The organism is Thiorhodovibrio frisius (genome assembly GCF_033954835.1).
In the GTDB taxonomy this organism is placed as follows: Bacteria; Pseudomonadota; Gammaproteobacteria; order Chromatiales; family Chromatiaceae; genus Thiorhodovibrio; species Thiorhodovibrio frisius.
The window spans coordinates 652241-674063 of sequence record NZ_CP121471.1 but is presented as its reverse complement, the minus strand read 5'-3'; the positions used below and the strand labels follow the sequence as shown (position 1 = coordinate 674063).

The following is a 21823-nucleotide window of genomic DNA, read 5'->3' as shown; positions in this document are numbered from 1 at the left end:
TGCCACTGCGAATCCGACCAATGCTCAAGTCCCTGCGGCTATTTGCTCTGTTGCTGGTCTTCAGCGCAGCCGCCAGCGCCTTTACGCTGGAAGAGTTCCAGTTCGACTCCCCCGGACAGGAAGCAGAATTCCGCGAGCTGATCAGCAAACTGCGCTGCCTGGTATGCCAGAACGAGTCTCTGGAAGGCTCTCAGGCCGATCTGGCCCAGGATCTGCGCGAAGAAGTCTACGGCATGATGCGCGAGGGCAAATCAAAAGAGGAAATCCTGGTCTTCCTCACTGATCGCTATGGCGACTTCGTGCTCTACGACCCGCCGCTCAAACCCTCCACCTATGTGCTCTGGTTCGGCCCCTTCGTGCTGATCGGCATCGCGGCCTTCTTTATGGTGCGCTCACTGGTCCGGAGCCGCGCCGGACCACCCAGTTCCCTCTCCGAGAGCGAACAAGAACGACTGCAACAACTGCTGGATACGCCCCCCGGCGGTGAGGACAAACCCCTATGACCCTCTTCTGGACTCTGGCCGGTGCCATGCTCGTGCTGGCCGCTTTCTTTGTGCTAGTGCCGCTGTGGCGCGCACGCACCGCCATCGCCGGCCAAGCGGATGCCGCAAAAGCAAACGTCACACAGGACGCAGTGAATCTTGGCCTGTTTCGCCAGCAATTGGCCGAACTTGATGTCGATCTGGCCAACGGCAAAATCGACGCCGAGCAACACCAGGCCGCCCGCCTGGAACTGGAGCGCGAACTGCTGCACGACTTGGACGACGCCGGCGCCTCGAGCACAGAGCACGCCACCCGCGGACGCTGGCTGCTGCCGCTGCTGGCATTGGCCATCCCCGCGCTGGCGGTGGCCTTCTACCAGGCCACTGGCACGCCCGATATCATCCCGCGTCTGGCCCAGGCCGGCGCCACCCAGAGCATTCCTGGCCATGGCGGCGATGGCGAGATGCCGCCGCTCGATGAACTGGCCAATCGTCTGGCCGCGCGCATGGAGCAGAACCCGGGAGACATTGAAGGCTGGGTGATGCTCGGGCGCACCTACTTCGCGCTTGGCAACGCTCCCGGCGCCTTGCATGCGCTGGAACGCGCTTACGCACTCGCCCCCGACGACCTGGATGTCAAGCTCACCTACGCCGAGGCGCTGGCCGCCAACAACAACAATAACCTTGAGGGCCAGCCCGCCGAGTTGATCAGCCAAGTGCTCGCTGCCGATCCCAACCACATCAACGCCCGCTGGCTCACTGGCATGTTGTCCTTCCAGCGCGGGCAATACAGCGCCGCCATCCAGTCCTGGCAGCGGATACTGGATCAGACCGCTCCCAACAGCGGTGACGCCGAGGATCTGCGCGGCCTGATCGAAGAAGCGCGCAAGCGCGGTGGCGTGGTGGCTGCACCCGCCTCCGACCAAGCACCAGCCGCTGCGGAGCCGCAACAGAGGAAACCGAGCGAAGCCGATCAGGCGGCCACGGGAGCGGACAAGCCAGCGCCCCAAGCCCCCGCAAGCGCGCAGACAGGGGAAACCAGCGTCAGCGAGGAGACCACCAGTGACGCTGACAAACCGGCCGCGCCCGGCGCGCGCGTTCAGGTCAGCGTCTCGATCGCGCCCGAGCTATCAGACCAATTACCCCCCGACGCGGTGGTCTTCGTCTACGCCAAAGCCGCCGCCGGTCCACCTATGCCATTAGCCGCGCAGCGCCTGCGTGTCGGCGACCTACCCGCCACTCTGACGCTCGATGACAGCATGGCCATGAATCCGGCGATGACGCTGTCCAACTTCCCCAAGGTGATCCTTGGCGCGCGCATCTCTCTCAGCGGTCAGGCCATGCCAATGTCGGGCGACTTGCAGGGCGAGTCCGGCCCCATCGCAACCAGTGCGGCCCAGGCGGCGGTCCCAGTGGTCATCAACCAACGGCTGCCTTAGGCGCTGCCCAAACCGCTGACCCGCTCGACCCGCCGCGCCAGCGTCTCACCCAAGACCGCCTCGCTGCCATAAAGCAGGGTGAATCGGTGGCGGGCGCGGGTGATGGCGGTATAGAGCAACTCGCGCGTCAGCACCGGATTGGCCCGATCTGGCAGCACCAGCGCAGTGTGGATGAACTCCGAGCCCTGGGACTTGTGCACCGTCATCGCAAAAACGGTCTCGACCGCTTGCAGACGACTGGGCAGAATCCAACGCACCTTGCCATCGGCACCGGGAAAGGCCACCCGTAGCATTGGACGAGAAGCCAGCGCTGAGTCCGAGCCGTTCGCCGGTCGCGGCACCGCCAGGGTGACACCAATGTCGCCGTTCATCAGGTTCAGGCCATAGTCGTTGCGGGTCACTAGCACCGGGCGTCCCGGAAACCATTGCCCGCTTGCCAGCCCGCGCGCGTCATCCCCGCCCGCCAGCAGTCCGGCAGCGCGCAGACGCCGAAGAATACATTCATTCAGCCCCTCGATCCCCCAGGGACCGGAGCGCAGGGGCGTGAGGAGCTGAAAACTCTTCTGCGCCTTCAGCACCTCGCCCGCCCAGGCATCAAGCCTGGTCTGCTCAGTGCCAGCCGGCGGCGCCTTGCGCTGCATCAGCGCCAGATAGCTGTCGTCCCCGCCATAGCCTGAGCAAACCAGTTCGGCCAAGGTCGCGGCCTCAGGCGTGGCAAGCGCGATGGATTCAATCGCGCCGAGGCGGTTATCGTCCTGCGTCTGCCCGCGCGCAAACAGCGCCTGCACCGCGCGCAACCGACCCGCTGCGCCGGTATCGGCCGCATCGGGCTGATTCACCAAGGCCGCTAGCGCGCCAATGCCTCCCTCGGCACTAAAGCGATAGCTGTAGCGCAGCATCACAATGGCCTGATCGCGCGCCTGGCCTGCCGGATCGATGAAGGCATCAGGTATCCGCTGCCCGCTGGCCGCTTCCAGCCAGGCGGCTGTCTCTGGGCTGTAGTGAACCCCGGCGGCGCGCTGGCACAGATCGCCCAGCACCGCACCCGCCTCCACCGAGCTGAGCTGATCCTTGTCACCAAGCAGTATCAGTCTGGCATCCGGGCGCATGGCCTCGAGCAGACTGGCCATGATGTCAACATCCACCATGGAAGCCTCGTCCACCACCACGAGATCGGCTGGCAGGGGTTGAGCGGCATGGTGGCGAAAACGCCGACTGCCAGGAATGGTGCCGAGCAGCCGGTGCAGGGTTGTCACCTTGGTCGGGAGTGCGTCCTTGCTAGGGAAGGCTACGGACAGCTTGCGTAGCTGATCGGCGATGGATTCGTTGAGACGCGCGGCGGCCTTGCCGGTGGGCGCGGCCAGAGCAATGCGCAGCGGCGCTTGCCCCGGCGCGACCAGACTTTGCAACACGGCCAAGAGACGCAGCACAGTGGTGGTCTTGCCGGTTCCGGGTCCACCGGTGATGATAAAAAAAGCACTTCGGGCGGCCAAGGCGCAGGCAACACGCTGCCAGTCCGGATCAGCGACCGGTGTCTCCCCCGGAGCCAGAGCAAAGAGCGCATCGAGTTGTTGGCGCAGCGCCTGCACATCAACGGCGCATTGTTGCCGCAACCTTGCATCCAGCCCGTGGCGAATGCGCTGTTCATACTGCCAGTAACGGCGTAGATAAAGCAGCGGCCGATGGGCTGCGCCGGCCAACACCAGCGGGTTTGAGCCATCATCGTATCCCAACTCCGCCCCGGCGCCCTGGCCCCCATCCGCACCGCGCCTATCGCTGACGCAGGGACTTGCGGCCAGGCATTCGGCCCAGTCCGCAGCGGTGCCGATCGCCTCCAGACGCTCGCGCAAGGCATCGCGCACCGCCGCTCCAACCCCAGCATCCTCGGATTCACGTCCAAGGACGGCGTCCGGATTGGCCATCACGGCCGCCAAGTCCAGGCACACATGCCCATGCCCATTGCGCTCGCTGGTCAGCGCCACGGCAAGCAGCACCGCTTGGTCCTGCTCCGGGCCGCGCTCGGCAAGGAAGCGGGTCAGGGCCAGGTCGAGCGGACGCAGGGCGCCAGCATCGACCCAGGCCGCGAAGGTTTTCAGCATGGAATCTACCTGACTAACGCTCATGGTCACGGCCACGCCAGAAAATGATTCCGATTGACTCAGGGTAAGCGCTCGGGGCATTGGCTCCTTCGCATTCATCGTTGGCCACCATGTCGCTGCTTTTCTCCATCACTCACCGTCCTCCTCTTGCGACTGCGCACTGCGCCCCGCAAAGAGCCCATCGAGTGCTTCGATCAGGGCGCGCGGCGGGCGGTCGGTGAAAAGCCCCTGGCTGGGAGCACCCGCACCGCGCAAAAACACATAGACGGCACCGCCGATGTGACGGTCGTAGTCATAGTCAGGCAGGCGCGCGCCAAGCAGCCGGTGCAGCGCGAGCAGATAGAGCAGGTATTGCAGATCGTAACGGTGATGCAAGATGGCGCCGCGCATGGCCTCTGGGGTGTAAGCGCTGTTATCGGGGCCAAGCCAGTTGGATTTCCAGTCGAGCACATAAAACCGACCCTGGTGCTCAAATACCAAATCGATAAAGCCTTTGAGCATGCCATTGAGCTGGCCGGCGTGCAGCGTCGGTCGCGACTCGCCGGCCAGGCAATGCTGTTGCACCAGCGCATCGAGCCGGCGAATATCGACAGACCGGGTCTGAATCCAGAACTCCATCTCGACCTGCACGTCCGATGGCGAAAGTTCGGCCAGCACCAGCTCGCTTCCTGTCTTTCCGCCGGGCGGCTCGGGCGCACTGTCAGGCCGCCCCGCATCCTGGGGCAAGATCCAAGAGCGACTCAGCATCGCGCCAAGCCAAGCGTTTAGCGGATCGGTCCAACCCTGAAGTCCGCGCAGGGTGCAGCGCCGCGCGAGCATCTCGCGGCGCTCGGGCGGTGATGCAGCCGCAGCCGCGAAACCCCGCCCCAAGCCGGATTGGCTGTTTGAGGACTCGGCGCGCCCTGCCCATTCAAGCAGGCCGTGCAGGAAGGTCCCGGCGCGGCTGCCACGGGGGAAGTCGTGCAGCGCCCCCGCTGCCGGGCTTGCAGTCGCAGCGACAGGTGGTTGAGCCTGTGCGGCAGCACCGCCTACCGGCTCAGCGCGCGGAACGAGCGTCTGGGTCAGGTCAAGCGCGGCTTCTTCGAGCGCGGTTTCCTGGTTCGCAGTCTCGGCTCCTGGCGCTGGCTCCTGGTCCTCGGGCGGCGCGCTCATGCCCAGGCGCAGCGCCGAGTAACTCGAAATCCACCAGGGCGCGAAGGGACGGTGCGCGGGCTCGCGAGCCGGGTCCAGGGTTTCGTCATCCTCCGCCGTCAGGCAGCGTGCATCGGGCTCCGGAGCGCTCAGCAGCGCTATGGCATCGCAGCCCTGTGTCAGCTGGGCTAGGCGCTGGTGCACGGCCGCACTGGTCGGGAACGCCTGAGCGCCGTTCAAAGCATAGCCAATGGCGCTTCGGTGGAGTTTCGGCTGCTTGCTGCTATCGTTTTTGAGCGGCGCAATGCCGAGCCAGAGCGCATGGCGCGCACGCGTAGCGGCGACATAGAGCAGGCGCATATCTTCACTCAGGCGTGCGTCATCAGCTTGTTCCCAGGCATCTGGAAAGACCTTATTGCCGGCCACTTCGATGAAGCGCTCCAGAGATTCCATGGACGCATCTGGCCGATAAATGACGCTGCGCGCATTTCCGTCAACCGGGCGCCAACTGCAAATAAAGGGCAAGAGCACCAGGGGATACTCCAGTCCCTTGGATTTGTGAATGGTTATCACGCGGACCAATTCAGCATCGCTTTCCAGGCGCAGAATGGACTCATCGCTGGAGTCGCCCTCGCCGAGGTGCTCGCTCAGATGACGAATCAGCGCCTGTTCCCCATCCAGATTGCTGGCCGCCTGTTGTAACCACTCGCTCAGATGCAGCAGATTGGTCAGGCTGCGCTCGCCTCCTGGCTGCGCCAACAGACGTGCCGGCAGGTCATGATCGTGCATTAGCCGACGCAGCGCGGCCAGCACGCCCCGGTGCTGCCACAGTTGCCGATAGTCGCGAAAGCGCTCGAGTTGCGCTTCCCAGGCCAACTCGTCGCGCTGCCAGTGGTCGAAAGCATCCAACGCCAGGGCCAGGGTATTGGTGCCAAGCGCGGTGCGCACCAGGCCCTCATCCCGGGGTTGCGCGCAGGCCCGCAGCCAATGGAGCACATCAGCAGCCTCTGCGGTTGCGAACACCGAGTCACGATCCGACAGATAGACACTATTGACCCGACGCTTGGCCAGGGCGTCGCGCATGGCCGCTGCTTCCTTGCGGTTGCGCACTAAAATAGCAATGTCGCGCGGGCGCAGCGGTTGCCAGTGATTCCCGGTGCGAAAACCGGCCCGGTCTTCACGCGCCTGTTGCAGCCAGCGCACAATCTCTGAGGCTGCCACCTCGGCCATGGCCTCGCGATAGGCGGGGCTTCCGAGCGGACCGCCGTTCTCGCCGTCGAGCCACCAGAAGGTCATGGCCGGCGCGGGTTGTTGATCGAGCAGGAGTTGATCGGCGCGACCGGCGGCTTTCACCCGCACATAGGGAATGGGATTGTCATCCGGCGCCTCTTTGGACCCAAACCGAAACGCACCGGCGTCATGCTGCTCCGCGTGCTCGAACAGCCTGTTGCAGGCATCGACCACGGCTTGGGTGGAGCGATAGTTGGTCTTGAGCGTATAGAGTTGATCGCGCGTGGCCTGGCGCGCGGCGAGATAGGCGTGAATGTCGGCGCCGCGAAAACCGTAGATGGCTTGCTTGGGGTCGCCGATCATGACCAGCGCTGTCGACTGCGCATCCTTATGTGGCGCATCGCCCTGTACCGCATCGGTTTTTTGCGCATAAATGCGCTCGAAAATACGGTATTGCAGCGGATCAGTGTCCTGAAATTCATCGATCAAGGCGACCGGGAACTGCGCGCGCAGGGTCGCGGCCAGCGTCTCGGCCAGAGTTTGATCGCTTAAGCTGGCCGTTGACGGATTGAGCGCAGCGTCCAGATCGCGCAGCAGATCGTCGAAGCCCATCTCGGCTCGCTGGCCGAGCCGACGCGGCAACTCGCGGCTCAGCCAGTCGGCAGCATGCGCAAGCAGACGCGGCGCCAGCGGCGGATCGGGCGCGACGGATTGGGCTTGCACCCGCGCAACCTCGGCCTGCCAGTCGGCGATGGCCTGAAAGGCGGGATGCGCGGGAGCCTGTTGGACAGGCGCACTGCCCCGGAACTTGAACCCCTCTTGCGCGAAGCGCTGGATCTTGTCGGGCGTCTTGCCACCATCGGCCCATTGCGCAAGTTCAGCCAAGCATGTACCAAAAGATTCCACGGTCTTTTTGGGATAGCTGCGCCCGTCAAGATGGTCACGAATCTCGTACAACAGGGCATCAACCTCTTTGCGATGCTCACGCCAGCGGGCGCGAGCCGGCTCTTCCAGCTCTGCCGCTGCGGCCTCGCGCTGGCGCTGGTCGCAGGTGGCGGCCAGGGGCGCGCGCAGATCCTCAGGCAGCACCGGCTGGCCGCTATGCGACAGCTGGGCATCCGGGCGTTTGATCCAGTCGCCCAGCTTTTGATACAGCGCTTCTGGCGAGTCGACGACGGCCTGAATGCAGGCGATCTGTTCTGCTGGCAGGGGATAGAAATGCATCCGCCAGTAATCGCGCAGGGCATCGAGCAGCAGATCCGACTGATCGGTCACGAGTTCGCGCTGGAACAGGCCACGGGTGGCAAAGGCATGCTCCTTGAGCATGCGCTGACAGAAGCTATGGATGGTGACGATCATCGCCTCGTCCATCCAATCGGCCGCCTGGCGCAGTCGACGGGCGCAGCCCGGCCAGGCATCCGGTGGATAGTCAGCACGCATTTGCCCGAGCAGGGCGTCGGCGGGCGTGGCATCGGCAGGGGCCGCAAACCAGTCGGCGGCTTCGACCAGGCGCTCACGAATGCGTGCGCGCAACTCCTTGGTGGCGGCATCGGTAAAGGTGACGACTAAAATCTCCGGTGGCACCAGGGGGCGGTCGAAGGCGCAGCCGTCCAAACCGTGGCCAAGCACCAGCCGGGTATAGAGCAGCGCCAGGGTGAAGGTCTTGCCAGTGCCGGCGCTGGCTTCGATCAGACGCTGGCCATGCAACGGGAAGCGCAGCGGGTCGAGGCCAACGACAGAATCGGACGCTGAGCCACCCATTATTGGTCTCCTGCCTGTCCCGAGCCGGCGCTTAGATGATCGAACAAAGGCCGGTAGAGCTGGTCTCTGAGCACCGTGAAACGCGCATCGGCCACAAGGTCGTCATAGCTCGGCCAGAAGCGCTGATAGCCCGGATGGTCGGCGTTTTCGCCCGACCGGTTATAGCCGCCCTCGTAGGTGGCACGGGGGTTGGCGGCTTTGGGATTGGAATCGGCGCACAGGGCGGCGAAAGCGGTCTTGCATGCCAGGGGCAGGAGTTCGCTCAGACCCTGACGGTAACCCTGCATCAGTACGAGCAGGTGTTCCCGCGCGTTTTCCCTGGCGAGCGGTTGCAGTTCGATCTCGCTCTCCGGGCCCAGCACCAGGGTGCGGGTCGGCCCCTGATACTGGGCACTCAAATGCAGGGGCCAGTGTTGAATCAGACCATGCCATTTGACTGTGTCGCCGTCATACAGTCGGCTGGCTTGCAGAATCAGGCGCAACCGCTCGCCACTGGCATTGATGCGGATCGGGCTGGTGAAGGCATCGGCGGTATCTTCGAGGATGAGATCATCGAGCGCCAGACGCAGCGGGGTGCCGGCCCGAACACCGGCGTTTCCAGGCTGCTCGGGGTACTCAAGAAGCAAGGCCCGGTAGCGTTCGACCGGTTGTTGCAGCCGCTCACTGAGTTGGTCCCGCCAGGCGCGGTCGAAGGGCGGCAGTGGTAGCTCGCCTGCGCGCGCGCGGCGTCTGATGGCATCACCCAGCGGATCGCCGGCGCGAGAAGTGTGCGCCCCAACGACGGCCAGCGAAGCGCTGACATCGCGCAAGATGGCATCGTCGAGCCCCCAGCGGCCCAGGGCATCGAAGTTGAAAGGTTCTTCGTCCTCGCTCTGTTCGGCATTCTGCCCCAGATAGACCCCGAGCCGGCGGCTGTAGAAGGTCTTAAGCGGATGGCGCAGAAAACGCCCGAGATCGGTGCAGCCAATGGGCGCATCGAAAACGGGCGGGGCGAGCACGGGTGGCGCCTGTTGCTGCGGCTCGGACGCTGCGCTGAGCAGTGACCATTCTTTGGCATGGGTGAAGAGTCCGGCGGGGCGATCCGGCGCGAAATACTGTCGGCTAAAGGGTTGCAGCGGGTGCTCGGTGGTTAGCGCAGCGAGCAGGCTTGCGCCTTCTCCATCCAGCTGCCAGCCGGCTGCAATGTGGTCGCGCAATTGGCCCACCAACACCGAGGGCGGGCGCTCGCTGTTGTCGCGCTGGCTGCGCCCGACCCAGCCAATGGTCAGCCGCTCGCGCGCCGACAACAGCGCCTCGAGGAACAGATAGCGGTCATCCTCGCGCCGGGAACGGTCACCGGGGCGATAATCCCGGGCCATGAGGTCGAAGTCAGCCGGATGCCGCGCACGGGGGTAGTCGCCGTCATTCATGCCAAGCAGCCAGATTTGCCGAAAAGGTACGGCGCGCATTGGCATCAGGGTGGCAAAATTGACCGAGCCGGCAAGAAAGCGCCGGCTCAGGCTCGGTTCGTCTAGCGCGGCAAGCACAGGCTCACGTACCACCTCAAGCGGCAGCAACTCCTCGCTCAGGCCGCCACGGGCGCAATCGAGCACCCATTGTTCCAGGGTATCCCGCACCAGCGTCAGGCTCTGTTCATCGGCATCGCTGACCGGGCGGAAAAAGCCATCGAGCAGGGTCGCGATGCTCTGGCTCCAATCCGCCGGGGAGCGGGGTTGCTGCAACAGCTGCCAGGTATGGGACAAGCGCGCGAGCAGTTCATCGAGAGCGCCGACCAGGACCGCTTCGAGTCCGGCGACTTCGTGATAGGGCTCGATGCCCTGCCAGGCTTCGCCACGACCGCTGGCCACGCCGAGCAGCATGCGCTCCAGACCAAAGCGCCAGGTGTTCTGCGCCAGATTGGGCGGCAAGGAAAAGTCGCGTTCGCGATGATCGGCGTCCAGCCCCCAGCGAATTTGGGCACCAGCGATCCACTGGCGCAGCGCCGGCAGATCGGCTTCGTCCAGGTCGAAACGCGCGCGCAGTGCCGGGATGTCGAGCAGGTCGAGCACATCGGTGACCGTGCAGCGCGCCTGCGGCAGGCTGAGCAGACGTTCGAACCCAAGCAGCAGGGGGCTGCGCTGGCGCGGTCCCTGATCAGAAATGCTGAAGGGGATGAAACGCGCATCATCCGTCGAAAGCCTTCCAAAGACGGCCTCGATGAGCGAGGCGTAGGTCTCAATGGCTGGCACCATCACCAGAATATCGCGCGGAGCGAGCGGCTTGCCGGCAGCATCAGCGGCGGCAAAGGCGTCGAGCAGTTGATCATGCAGAATCTCGACTTCCCGCTGCGGACCGTGGGCGATGACAAAGCGCAGGCTGTGATCCCGACGCGGGTCGATGCGGGCGCCAAGCGCCTGGCGCTCACCAAGCGGGCGCAGTTCCAGGATATCGTCCTGTAATTGTTGCAGCAGGGTTGCTTCGCCGCCGTCATCTGGGTTCGCCTCAAGGGGGGATTCGAACAGGTCGATTTCCAGGGCTTTGGCGGTAAAGGCGGCTTCGTAGTGCTCACGCTGGTCGAACTCATCGAGCAGGCGAATATAGTCGCGCCCTTGCTTGCCCCAGGCGGCCAGCAACGGATGGCCGTGCAGATGCCAGGCGTTTTCGTCCACCGCCTCCGGTACCTTGCGCTCGCGGCTGCGCCGGTAGGCGCTGCGGAAGAGTTCGCGTCCCTCGAGGATATCGCCCCAATAATGTCGGCAGGGGTTATGCACGAACAGCATCACCTGAGTGAGCGAGGATAAGGCATCCAGAACGTCAATCGCCTGACGCGGCAGGGCCGAAACGCCAAAAACGATCACCCGCCGAGGGAGACTCTCGGGCCGGGTCTCGGGACTCAGGCGAGCGGCCAGCGTGAGAAACTGCTGGTGAATCTCGGCACGGCTGCGCTCGCCCGTCACCTCCAGATCCGGAGTCGATGGATCGGCCGGCGGCTGGCATTCCTGGCGCAGCCGCCGCCACAGCAGCGGCTGCCAGCGCTGCCGCTCGGGCACCGCCTGGTGCGCACCATCCGGGCGAATCAGCACATCCTTGCCCTGTGCCCAGGCCGCAAGCCAGTCGGCGCGGTAGACCTGGTATTGGTCGAACAGATCGGCCAGGCGCTCGGCCAGTTGATAACGCCGACGCGGGTCCTGATCCGTCGCCAAGAAAGCGCGCGGCGCATCGAGCCAGAGGGTCTCATCCGGCGTTGCGGCCAAGACATCCAGATCACCCAGAAGCCGATACAGCCGCCAGGTCAGCGGCGCCTTGTCATAGGCGGAGGTATCGGGCAAAGCGCCGAGCACCGCGCGATAACTGTGCCAGATAAAACTCGCTGGCAGCATCAGATCCACTGCCGCAGCAATACCCAAACCTCCGCTGCCGTCGTCTTGCTGCGGCCTGGCCAAGGCGAGCTTGAGCCATTGGCCGATGCCATTGCTCTGCACCACAAGGACCTCGTTCTCCAGCGCTCGCAGTGGATAAGCCCGCAGCCAAGCGGTCATCACGCCACTGAGCCCTTCCAGGCGATTGCCCTGGATGACCATGAAACCGGGTTGGATGTCGGTGGTGCCCATTACTGTCAAACAGCTTTATTATCCGGGGTGGTCGGGGCCATGAGCCTTACCCTGTATCTCATGGATTCATCCTCCGGGGTGGTCGGGACCATGAGCCTTACCCTGTATCTCATGGATTCATCCTCCGGGGTGGTCGGGACCATGAGACTGATACTCGATCAAGAGTAGATGGCGGCCATTTTGGCCGTCTGGGTGACCAAAACCTGACGCAGGGACTCGGGAGCGACCACCTCCAGGTTGTCACCGCCGGCCAGCAGCCAGCGCAGCAGGGCACCACTGGAGGGAATCTGGGCCCAGAGCCGCAGGCTGAAGTCGCTGTCCTCGGGTTCATCCTGCAACCGCTGGCCCTCGCTCAGCGGACAGTCGCGCAGCACGGCGTCAAGATAGCCGCGCACACGCAGGTCCAGCTCGATCATCTCACCGCGGCCAAAGTCGATGCGGCCCTGTTCGATGGCTTGGTCGAGGTCGAAATGCTCGGCCGCACGAGCCGTGTCATCCTCGACTCTTGCCTGGATTAAACGGTGCAAGGCGTAGAAACGCACCGGCTCGGGCTCTTTGTTCTTGAGCGCCAGCAGGTAGGTCACGGGCCCGCGTTGGACCAACGCCTGCGGGTGCAGGCGCGGCTGGCTGCGCTCACCGGCGTTGTTCTGATAGAGCACCTTGAGCGTGCGTTGCTCGCATAATGCGGTAATAACAGCCTTTAGCACCTTCGGCTTCACATCCGCTGGCACCAGCCGCAGGGTATCGGGCAGCATACGCAGGCGCTGCTCGTCAAGAATGGGTCCGTGATCCTGCTGCAAGAGTGAGCGCCAGAGCGCGTTCAGGCGTCGTTGCGGGACCATTTCCCCCACCAGATCAGCGATTTGCCGGCGGGTAAAGGCGAGCACGGCAGGATCATCGTCGTGCGACTGTGCACAGCGACGGTAGCACAACGGCTTGCCACCGGGATTCACCACCTCAATGCGTCCATCGCGCACCAATTCGGTTAAATCCCGCTGCAACCTGCGCCGCCGGGCGGTCGGCGAACTGGGCCGCCCATCCTCATCGCCGAGTTTGCGCTCGAGCCAGCCGACATCCGGGCAACGGGAAGGCGCCCTGTGCGCATGCGCAATCAGCCCCTCCAGGCGCTGCAGCCGCTCGATCCGCTCGAGATGGGTCGCACTCATCGGCAAAAAATCCTCATGCGCGCAAGCTTGCGATCATCATCGTCATCAGGACAAACTGGCGCACTATACCCATCGCAAATCAGTTTTCGGTTTTTGGGGTCCGGCTTTCAAGCTCCGGGCAATCCACGCGCTCAGATTAAACCACGCTCGGCAAAGGAGGTTCCATCGCCCTCGCCGACGATAATGTGATCGAGCACCCGCACCTCGACATAGTCGAGTGCCTGGCGCAGCCGCTCGGTAATGCGGATATCCGCCTGACTGGGTTCGGCCACGCCTGACGGATGATTGTGGGCGAAAATCACCGCTGCGGCGTTGCAGTTCATGGCCGCGCGTACCACCTCGCGCGGATGCACGCTGGCGCCGTCAATGGTGCCGCGAAACAACTCCTGGTATTCAATCACGCGGTGGCGGTTATCGAGAAACAACCCGGCAAAGACCTCGTAGGGATAGCCTCGCAGGCGCATTTTCAGATAGCGACGCGTCGCCTCCGGGCTGGTGATAGCGTCGCGTTCGACCAACTCCTCGCGCAAATACCGCCGGCTCATCTCGAGCACCGCGCGCAGTTGCACAAACTTGGCCTGGCCCAGCCCCTTGGCCGAACAGAAGTCCTGCTGGCTCGCCGACAACAGCCCCACCAGACCGCCATAAGTGGCCAACAATTCGCGCGCCAGGTCGACCGCGCTCTTGCCCGACACCCCGGTTCGTAGAAAAATGGCCAGCAGTTCGGCGTCCGTCAGCGCCTCGGCGCCGAGATCGAGCAGTTTCTCCCGCGGTCGCTCGTCCGCCGGCCAGTCAAGAATCGACATACTTGTCCCCTGGTTCGGATCACAATAAGCCGCCGCACTCGCAGAGAGTAGACGAAATGCCATTCACAGCCAAGCCCCAGCCGCCCCCCCAGCTGAGCACCCAATCGAACGGCCAATTGAGTCCGGGGCCATGACCAGCCAAAACCCGCCACGGATTCTGCTCGGGGTCAGCGGCAGCATTGCTGCCTACAAGGCCGCCGAACTTATCCGCCGTCTGCGCGAGCGGGGGGCCGAGGTGCAGGTGGTCATGACCGCGCATGCGCGGGCCTTTATCTCGCCACTCAGCCTGCAAGCTCTCGCCGGCCGCCCAGTGCGCTCGGAGCTGTTCGATCCCTCGGCCGAAGCCGGTATGGGCCATATCGAGCTCGCCCGCTGGGCGAATCAGATCCTCATCGCTCCAGCCAGCGCAAACCTCATTGCCCGCCTTGCCCATGGGCTGGCCGATGATCTGCTGACGACCCTGGTGCTGGCCAGCCAGGCACCCCTGGCCATCGCACCGGCCATGAATCAACAAATGTGGTCGCATCCGGCGGTGCAAGAGAATGTCGCGCGCCTGCTATCTCGCGGCTTGCGTCTGCTCGGGCCCGAAAGCGGCGAGCAGGCCTGCGGCGAGGTCGGCAGCGGTCGCATGCTCGAGCCCGCCGCCATCGCCGGGGCATTGCTTGACAGCGCCCCGCGTCCACTCACCGGTGCCCAAGTGCTGGTCACGGCTGGGCCAACGCGCGAAGCCCTGGACCCGGTGCGCTTTATTGGCAACCGCAGTTCCGGAAAGATGGGCTATGCTCTAGCACAGGCGTTAACGGAGTTGGGAGCCCAGGTGATTTTGGTTTCTGGCCCCACGGCACTGCCGGCACCTTCGGTCGCGCACTTAATTGAGGTCGAAAGCGCCGCCGAGATGCATGCAGCGGTGATGGCACGGATTGCCGATTGCGCCATTTTCGTCGCCGCAGCAGCCGTGGCCGACTACCGACCGAAGCAACAGGCACCGCACAAACTAAAAAAGCACCCGGATACCATCAATCTGCAACTGGTACCCAACCCCGATATTCTGGCCGAGGTCGCCGCCCGCACTCCCGCTCCTTTTACTCTGGGCTTTGCCGCCGAGACCGAGGCACTGGAAACCAACGCCCGCGCGAAACTCGAGCGCAAAGGCCTGGACATGATCGCCGCAAATCTGGTCGGCGGCGAACAGGGTGGTTTTGATCGCGACGACAACGCCTTGCTGATACTCTGGCGTGACGGTCAACGCGAACTGCCACTGATGTCGAAACAACTCGCCGCGCGCGAAATTGCCTGCATCCTCACAGAACGCTATGGCGCATCCGCTTAAACTCAAAATTCTCGATCAGCGCTTGGGCGATGCCTTTCCGCTGCCAGCCTACGCCACTGAGGGCGCAGCCGGGCTCGACCTGCGTGCGATGCTCAAGGCCCCGATTCACCTGGCCCCTGGCATGGCCGAGCTGATTCCGACCGGGCTGGCGATACATATCGCTGACCCGGGCGTCGCCGCAATGCTCTTGCCGCGCTCTGGCTTGGGGCATCGCCATGGCATTGTGCTCGGCAATCTGGTTGGTCTGATCGACTCCGACTACCAGGGCGAAGTCTTGGTATCCTGCTGGAATCGCGGCCAGGAGAGCTTTGAGATTCAAATCGGCGAGCGCATCGCGCAACTGGTACTTGTGCCCGTGCTCCAAGCCCGGCTTGAAATCGTCGAGGAATTCTCGCCTTCATCACGCGGCGGCGGGGGCTTCGGGCACAGCGGTCGGCATTGAACCGGCAGACCAGGCCATCAAAGGCAAAGAGTGCATTTCTCTCATTCGATCTGTCAGGCGAGGGGCACCTTCCCCGACACCGCAACGGGACTTCACTGACATTATGGCTCTTGGAAAAAAATCCGCCAAACACAGGAACAACAGCGCGCAACCCAAGCCTGCGCAACCCCAGCGCCTGATGCATTACTGGCTTGGTGCCGCCGCCGCGTCTGTTGTGGTTATTGGCGCTGCCTTTGCCGGCACTGCCTGGCTTGAGGTCAGCGTCGAGCGCCAAGCCCAGCAAAATCACCTCCAGGAACTGGTCACCAGCCTGGCCGACACCCTGGGAGAGCGCAAGGAGGGTCTGCGTGAGCAGCTCACACAACTCGCGACTGACCGAGAATTACGAACCACCTTTGAATACGCCGACCAGGCGGATTTCGGCGCCACGGCCACGCGCCTGAAACAACGCGTTCCCCAGGCGCTCGCGCTGCATCTCATCCAGCTCGAATCAGGTCCATCGGGCGCGCGTATTTTGCACGAGGACCGGCTGTCACTGAGCTACGCGGGCCTGGACCTGATCCGCAAGGTCGCCACCTCCGGCGACATTTCCTCGCTGGAGGCACATCAGGTCGACACGCCGGACGCGCATCTGGCGATCGCCGGTCCGGTGTTGGCAAATGATGGCCGCACCCTGCTCGGCGCCATCTATCTGGCACTGCCGCTCGAACTGCTACCCGAGCCGCATGCAAACATCGCGCGCAATCGTCATTTCCTCTTCCAGCAGGGCGAGGGGCGATCCAAGGCAACCATCGCGCCCAAGGCGGCACCTCCACCCGTGTCAGGAGCCGTAACGGCGAGTGCCAAGATACCCGAAACCGAGATCGAACTGCTCGCCTGGCAACCTGCACCCACGCTGAGCAACACCGCCATGCGATGGCAGAATCTGGTTGTCGCCGGCGCTTTGGTGGCAGTCAACCTGGTCATTTTCCTTACTGTCGGTGGAACACAGGCCCGGCGTGTAAAAAAAGACATCGACCAACTCAACGCTGGCCTGGGACAGGTTAACCTCGGACAACCGCCAACCAAGCGCAACATTCGCCTGCAGGAACTACTCGGGCTTGACGACACCCTGAAACACATGTCCCGCAAGCGGGCACATACCGCAAGGAGCAGCGCTGGCATCAACACAACCGAGGATGCGCCTTCCATGAGGCTCACGGACAGCAGTGGCGAGGCGAATGCGGCGACCATGGACGCAAGCCTGACCATACCTTCAAGCGTGATAGCGCCGAGGTCTGATGGCGCCTCTACAAGCGTGCCACCAGGGGACAGCATCACCCGCGTCGATGTGGCCAAAGTCCTGGGCACCATTCCCGCACGGGTGTTTCGCCCCTATGATATTCGTGGACTGATCGACTCCGAACTGACCGCAGACTTCATGCGTCTGCTCGGCCAGGCGGTCGGCACCGAATCCCAGAAAATCGGCAGCAAGGCGGTGCTGGTCGGCCATGATCATCGCGCCAGCGGCACGCCGCTGACCGCCGCCCTGACCGAAGGCCTGCGCGCCAGCGGCTGCGACGTCATTGATCTTGGCACGGTTCCCACACCGGTGCTCTACTTCGCCACCCATCTGGCCGGCGACATCTCCGGTGCCATAGTGACTGCGAGCCATAATCCGGCGCAATACAACGGAGTCAAGCTGGCGTTCTCCGGCAAGTCCGCCACCGCGCTCAATGTCGCCAAGCTCAAACAGCGGCTACAGCGGGGCGAGTTCATGACCGGCGAGGGGAGCTATCGCGAGCAATCCGTGCTAGCGGACTATTTCGACGAAGTTGAACAGAACATCAGCTTCGCACGCCCGTTGAAGGTGGCGTTGGACTGCGGTTTCGCCACCCCGGCGCTGGTAGCGCCACAACTCTTCCGCAACCTGGGCTGCGAGGTGATCGAAGTACGCTGCGACCTGTCCGACCCGCGTGCCGGCACCGAACTCCCCAACCCCTCGGCGCCTGAGAACCTGCGCGATCTGATCGACGCCGTCATCGAGCATGGCGCCGATATCGGATTCGGCTTCGACGGCGATGGTGACCGCCTGGGGGTAGTCGATTCGGCCGGTCAGCTCATACAGACCGACCGCGTGCTGATGCTGCTCGCGGCCGACCTGCTCTCGCGCGCGCCCGGCAGCAATATTGTATTCGACGTCAAATGCAGTCGCCTGCTGACACAACAAATCAAGAGCCTGGGCGGTGAGCCGGTGATGTGGAAATCCGGTCATGCCTTTATCAAAGAAAAGCGCGAAGAACTCAATGCACCGCTGGCAGGTGAATACAGCGGCCATATCGTCTTCGGCGACCGCTGGAACGGCTTTGACGACGCCTTCTACGCCGCTGCGCGCCTGGTTGAAGTGTTGGCCATTGATCCGCGCCCGTCGCAAGATATCTTCGCCGAACTACCCAGCGCGATTGGCACGCCGGAGTTGCTCGCGCGAGTGGCCCCTGGCCAGGAAATCGAGATCATGTCGCAGGTCATGGATGCCAAGGGCCGTTTGAGTGGCGTTAAAGCCATTACCATTGATGGCCTGCGGCTTGAGAGCGACAAAGGCTGGGCGCTGATCCGCGCATCCAACTCCGAGGCGGCGCTGGCCTTCCGCTTCGAGGCGATGAACGAGTCCACCCTTGAGAAGCTCAAGGATCTGGTACGCCGCATCATGCAAAGTGCGGCTCCTGACCTGGAACTGCCATTCTGAGCGGTTATCACACATCAAGCCTCGCTTTCCACCAATCACCCGTCACCAGCCACCAAGAAACATGTCTCTTCCCGCCGAACGCGCCCAGAACATTGCCCACGTACTGATTGAGGCATTGCCTTATATCCGCCGCTTCAGCGGTAAAACCATTGTCATCAAATATGGCGGCAACGCCATGGTCGAACAACGGCTGAAAGAGGGCTTCGCGCGCGATCTGGTGTTGATGAAGCTGGTTGGCATCAACCCGGTGGTGGTGCATGGCGGTGGACCGCAAATTGGCGATCTGCTCAAGCGCCTCGGCAAGGCGACGGAGTTCGTGCAGGGTATGCGCGTCACCGACAGCGAGACCATGGATGTGGTCGAGATGGTCCTGGGCGGCCTGGTGAACAAGGAAATCGTCACCCTGATCAACCGCCATGGCGGCGCGGCCGTGGGACTGACCGGCAAGGACGGAGATTTCATCCGCGCGCGCAAGCTATTGCTGAAGCGCGACGCGCCCGAGTTAAACGAGCCGGAGATCATCGACATCGGCCATGTCGGCGAGGTCGAGAGCATCGACGCCGCCGTGGTGGACATGCTGGTCGGCGGCGATTTTATTCCGGTGATCGCGCCCATCGGCGTCGGTGCCGATGGCTTCTCCTACAACATCAATGCCGACCTGGTCGCCGGCAAGGTGGCCGAGGTATTGCACGCCGAGAAGCTGATCCTCCTGACCAATACCGCCGGACTCCTGGATAACAAGGGCCAGCTCATCAAAGACATTGATGCCGCCAAGGTTGATGAACTCATCAAGGACGGCACCATCCAGGGAGGCATGCTGCCGAAAGTGCGCTGCGCCCTGGAAGCGGTGCAGATGGGCGTTGGGGCCGCCCATATCCTCGACGGACGGATCGAGCATGCCGTGATGCTCGATCTCTTCACCGATGAAGGCATCGGCAGCCTGATTCGCCGGCGCTAGCAGCTATTGCCCAGCCGGCGCGGGTTTCTGTGCAGGCGCTGGTGCCGGAGCTGGTGCACGCTCAGGCGCAGCTGAAGTCGCTTCAGTCCCAGCGGCACCGGCGTCCTCCCCGCTCTTGTCTTCAGGCATCCGACCGGCGGCGTCTCCGAGCAGTGCGGCGCGAAAACCTTCGAGCACCTCAATGCGCGCTGGCGTGCGACAGGAGGACGCCGTTTCGGTATAGCTGCTGCATTGCAGGTCCAGAAACAGCACCGAGCCAGCATCGGGGCTCGTGGCGTCAATGGCAATGCGCGAGACGATCAGGCTGATATCCTCCTCGTCTTGCGGCGCGGTTGTAATCACCACATTATCGCTCAGGCTTTCGATGGGCTGGGTGGAGTGCGCCTCCACATAGCCAATCGCCTGTCCCCAGAGCAGATCGCATTCGCGATCATTGGCGCAGAGCACCAGGTTTTTTAACCCCAGGCGGACCTGTTCACTGCTTTGATCCACCACAGGTTCACGGACATCCTTCAGGCGCCGAAAGCGCTCAAGATCCTCGGCAAATTTCTCATAAACCCCCTGTTTGTCGCGTTCATGCTGCAAAATGAGCGCCAGCTGATCCTCAATGTTGTCTTTCGTCGAGCGAATATCGCCCTCAAGCGTTGGGTGAATCGGCTTGCCCGCGCGCTCGAGATCGGCAGCATTGGCCTGCAAGCGGTTGACGCGATTTTGCAGTCGCCGGATGTTACCCTTGATCTGCTGGATCATCACATCGATCGCCTCGATCTTACCATCGCGCATCATCATCAGATCGTCCGCCGAGCGGTAGGAACGCAGCAGAATTTCGTCCTCCTTGCGCTGTTTGTCGACCTGCGCCTGCGTCTCCCTGCGCAATCGTTCGAGTTCTTGCTCCTGTAGCCACTCCTCGCGCGTCTTGGCACGCTCGACTTCGCGCACGGGGATGCCTTCCTCGGAGAGTTCGACACGCGCCTTGCCGGTTGCCTCGGGCGGCAGCCGGTCAGAGAAATGCGTCTTGCCGTCATCGTCGACCCAGCGATAAAGCTGCTGCCCTGGCGCGGACAGGGAAAAGGCTCCCAAGCCAAGCGCCAGAGCAGCAGCCAATGCTGCGCGAGGCCGAAAATGATTGGAATATAACGCCCGCTCTTGCGAGCGCCCGCGAAGAAGAGCGGACGAATGCAGCCGAGAGATCATTGTGTTCCTCCGTTTTCGGTAACGCCGTACTGCTCCCGATAGGTTTCCATCAGGCCGAGCAGTTCGGGCGTAAAGTCGCCATGACCTGGATGCTGGCGCATGAAGTCGATCAGTTCATCGAGTGAGGCAATGCTGATCACCGGCACGCCATGACGCGCGGCGACCTCATCGGTCGCGGCAACACCGGCAGTCCCGCGCTCACGCCGATCAAGCGCAATCAGCACACCGGCAAGCCGGGCGCCGGCGCCCTCAATCAGTTCGACCGATTCGCGCACCGAGGTGCCGGCCGTAATGACGTCATCGATCACCAGCACCCGCCCCTTCAGCGGACTGCCAACGATCTGCCCGCCCTCGCCGTGATCCTTGGCCTCTTTGCGATTAAACGCATAGGGCAGATCGCGACCATGGTGTTCAGCCAGCGCGATAGCGGTCGCTGCGGCCAGCGGTATACCCTTGTACGCCGGGCCGAACAGCATATCAACCTCAAGTCCAGACTCCGCCAAAGCGCAGGCGTAGAATTGCCCCAGGCGCGCCAACCCCGCGCCGGTACTGAACAGCCCCGCGTTAAAAAAGTAGGGACTGCGCCGCCCGGATTTGAGCGCAAAGTCGCCGAATCGCAACACGCCGGCTTCAATCGCAAAACGGACGAAATCCTGCCGATATTCCTGTCGATGTGCCGTCAAACCAGCCTCCATCAGCAAACCCGATCAAGCCAACTCACCCTTTCCTTATGATAGCCGCTTCCCGCAGCCGCTGCCGCGCAAAACCGGCTTGCCAGTCATGACAGCTTCTCTGATCACTGCGTTTCTGGTCGGTTTGCTCGGCGGCATGCACTGCCTGGGCATGTGCGGCGGCATTGTCACCAGCCTGACGCTCAGCCAGCCGCAGGAACGGCCATTTCCTGATCGCCTGCTGATTCAGCTTGGCTACAACATTGGCCGCCTGCTGGGCTACGGCGTCATCGGCGCCCTCTTCGGCGGGCTGGGCGACTTGATGCTCGAATCCCTGCCGCTTGAGGACGCCCAGCGTCTGCTCTATGCCGCAGCCGCCGTGATGATGCTGCTGCTGGGTCTCTATCTTGGACGGTGGTGGCAGGGACTGGCACGACTCGAACACCTCGGCGCTCGGCTGTGGCGCTTCATCGCGCCCATCGGCCAGCGCTGGCTGCCGATTCGCCATGGCTGGCAGGCCGTGGGTGTCGGATTCGTCTGGGCCTGGCTGCCCTGCGGCCTGGTCTACAGCGTGCTGATTTGGTCGCTGGCCTCGGGCAGCGCCCTGTCCGGTGCGCTGCTGATGCTGGCCTTCGGCCTGGGTACCCTACCCAATCTGCTTGGCATGGGGCTGCTCGCCGGCGCCGCAGCGCGACTGCTCGAGCGTCCCTGGCTCAACCAGGTCGCCGGAGCCCTGATCATCGGCTTTGCGTTGTTGGCTTTCTGGCAGCTTCTGGCGATCTGAGCAACCGCCGCAGCG

General features: G+C 63.4%; 14 protein-coding genes. 7 read left to right on the top strand and 7 right to left on the bottom strand.

All coding sequences use genetic code 11. The annotated features are described in order from the left end of the window. The first annotated feature begins 20 nt into the window (after positions 1–20). On the top strand, positions 21–503 hold the full coding sequence (locus Thiofri_RS03405; RefSeq protein ID WP_009150308.1) for a cytochrome c-type biogenesis protein: 483 nt from the start codon (positions 21–23) through the stop codon (positions 501–503). Continuing rightward, positions 500–1921, top strand: a complete 1422-nt coding sequence (gene ccmI / locus Thiofri_RS03400; protein ID WP_009150307.1) for a c-type cytochrome biogenesis protein CcmI — start codon at positions 500–502, stop codon at positions 1919–1921. The genes Thiofri_RS03405 and ccmI overlap by 4 nt, the downstream gene beginning before the upstream one ends. On the opposite strand, the gene recD is transcribed toward ccmI, so the two are convergent. From recD to radC, 5 genes are all read right to left on the bottom strand, one after another. Beyond that, entirely contained in the window at positions 1918–4101 is a 2184-nt protein-coding gene (gene recD, locus Thiofri_RS03395) for an exodeoxyribonuclease V subunit alpha (protein WP_223296803.1), read from the bottom strand. The two genes, ccmI and recD, sit on opposite strands and share 4 nt — an antisense overlap. 48 nt (positions 4102–4149) lie before the next feature. Next, positions 4150–8142: an exodeoxyribonuclease V subunit beta gene (gene recB, locus Thiofri_RS03390; protein ID WP_009150304.1), complete on the bottom strand. Its 3993-nt coding sequence runs from the start codon at positions 8140–8142 to the stop codon at positions 4150–4152. After that, positions 8142–11732 carry an exodeoxyribonuclease V subunit gamma gene (gene recC, locus Thiofri_RS03385; protein ID WP_009150303.1) on the bottom strand — a complete coding sequence of 1197 codons (3591 nt, stop codon included), beginning with the start codon at positions 11730–11732 and terminating at the stop codon, positions 8142–8144. Before recC ends, recB begins: the two co-directional genes overlap by 1 nt. A gap of 158 nt (positions 11733–11890) precedes the next feature. Further along, on the bottom strand, positions 11891–12898 hold the full coding sequence (locus Thiofri_RS03380; protein WP_009150301.1) for a helix-turn-helix transcriptional regulator: 1008 nt from the start codon (positions 12896–12898) through the stop codon (positions 11891–11893). Between the two features lie 131 nt (positions 12899–13029). Further along, positions 13030–13704 (bottom strand): RadC family protein, encoded by a 675-nt coding sequence (gene radC, locus Thiofri_RS03375; protein ID WP_009150300.1) that lies wholly within the window; start codon positions 13702–13704, stop codon positions 13030–13032. Positions 13705–13834: 130 nt separating this feature from the next. Between radC and coaBC the strand changes: the two genes are divergently transcribed. The 4 genes from coaBC to argB all read left to right on the top strand — a co-directional run bounded on the left by coaBC (position 13835) and on the right by argB (position 19159). Beyond that, positions 13835–15034 (top strand): bifunctional phosphopantothenoylcysteine decarboxylase/phosphopantothenate--cysteine ligase CoaBC, encoded by a 1200-nt coding sequence (coaBC, locus tag Thiofri_RS03370; protein WP_009150299.1) that lies wholly within the window; start codon positions 13835–13837, stop codon positions 15032–15034. After that, positions 15018–15476, top strand: a complete 459-nt coding sequence (dut, locus tag Thiofri_RS03365; protein ID WP_009150298.1) for a dUTP diphosphatase — start codon at positions 15018–15020, stop codon at positions 15474–15476. The genes coaBC and dut overlap by 17 nt, the downstream gene beginning before the upstream one ends. A gap of 103 nt (positions 15477–15579) precedes the next feature. Beyond that, a complete protein-coding gene (locus Thiofri_RS03360; RefSeq protein ID WP_009150297.1) occupies positions 15580–18201 on the top strand; it encodes a phosphomannomutase/phosphoglucomutase in 2622 nt (873 codons plus the stop codon). Between the two features lie 61 nt (positions 18202–18262). After that, complete coding sequence (gene argB / locus Thiofri_RS03355) at positions 18263–19159, top strand: acetylglutamate kinase (RefSeq protein WP_009150296.1); 897 nt, start codon at positions 18263–18265, stop codon at positions 19157–19159. A 3-nt stretch (positions 19160–19162) separates the two neighbouring features. On the opposite strand, the gene Thiofri_RS03350 is transcribed toward argB, so the two are convergent. Together Thiofri_RS03350 and pyrE are read right to left on the bottom strand one after the other, a co-directional pair. Beyond that, on the bottom strand, positions 19163–20239 hold the full coding sequence (locus Thiofri_RS03350; RefSeq protein ID WP_190275846.1) for a DUF4124 domain-containing protein: 1077 nt from the start codon (positions 20237–20239) through the stop codon (positions 19163–19165). 110 nt (positions 20240–20349) lie between these two features. Beyond that, positions 20350–21048, bottom strand: a complete 699-nt coding sequence (pyrE, locus tag Thiofri_RS03345; RefSeq protein ID WP_040857356.1) for an orotate phosphoribosyltransferase — start codon at positions 21046–21048, stop codon at positions 20350–20352. Between the two features lie 85 nt (positions 21049–21133). Between pyrE and Thiofri_RS03340 the strand changes: the two genes are divergently transcribed. Continuing rightward, a complete protein-coding gene (locus Thiofri_RS03340) occupies positions 21134–21808 on the top strand; it encodes a sulfite exporter TauE/SafE family protein (protein ID WP_009150293.1) in 675 nt (224 codons plus the stop codon). The last annotated feature ends 15 nt before the right edge of the window (positions 21809–21823 follow it).

Excerpts from the sequence above, each read along its gene's own strand:
- Thiofri_RS03405 (WP_009150308.1), top strand. The coding sequence starts at position 21 with ATGCTCAAGTCCCTGCGGCTATTTGCTCTGTTGCTGGTCTTCAGCGCA.
- ccmI (WP_009150307.1), top strand. The coding sequence starts at position 500 with ATGACCCTCTTCTGGACTCTGGCCGGTGCCATGCTCGTGCTGGCCGCT.
- recD (WP_223296803.1), bottom strand. The coding sequence starts at position 4,101 with ATGCCCCGAGCGCTTACCCTGAGTCAATCGGAATCATTTTCTGGCGTG.
- recB (WP_009150304.1), bottom strand. The coding sequence starts at position 8,142 with ATGGGTGGCTCAGCGTCCGATTCTGTCGTTGGCCTCGACCCGCTGCGC.
- recC (WP_009150303.1), bottom strand. The coding sequence starts at position 11,732 with ATGGGCACCACCGACATCCAACCCGGTTTCATGGTCATCCAGGGCAAT.
- Thiofri_RS03380 (WP_009150301.1), bottom strand. The coding sequence starts at position 12,898 with ATGAGTGCGACCCATCTCGAGCGGATCGAGCGGCTGCAGCGCCTGGAG.
- radC (WP_009150300.1), bottom strand. The coding sequence starts at position 13,704 with ATGTCGATTCTTGACTGGCCGGCGGACGAGCGACCGCGGGAGAAACTG.
- coaBC (WP_009150299.1), top strand. The coding sequence starts at position 13,835 with ATGACCAGCCAAAACCCGCCACGGATTCTGCTCGGGGTCAGCGGCAGC.
- dut (WP_009150298.1), top strand. The coding sequence starts at position 15,018 with ATGGCGCATCCGCTTAAACTCAAAATTCTCGATCAGCGCTTGGGCGAT.
- Thiofri_RS03360 (WP_009150297.1), top strand. The coding sequence starts at position 15,580 with ATGGCTCTTGGAAAAAAATCCGCCAAACACAGGAACAACAGCGCGCAA.
- argB (WP_009150296.1), top strand. The coding sequence starts at position 18,263 with ATGTCTCTTCCCGCCGAACGCGCCCAGAACATTGCCCACGTACTGATT.
- pyrE (WP_040857356.1), bottom strand. The coding sequence starts at position 21,048 with ATGGAGGCTGGTTTGACGGCACATCGACAGGAATATCGGCAGGATTTC.
- Thiofri_RS03340 (WP_009150293.1), top strand. The coding sequence starts at position 21,134 with ATGACAGCTTCTCTGATCACTGCGTTTCTGGTCGGTTTGCTCGGCGGC.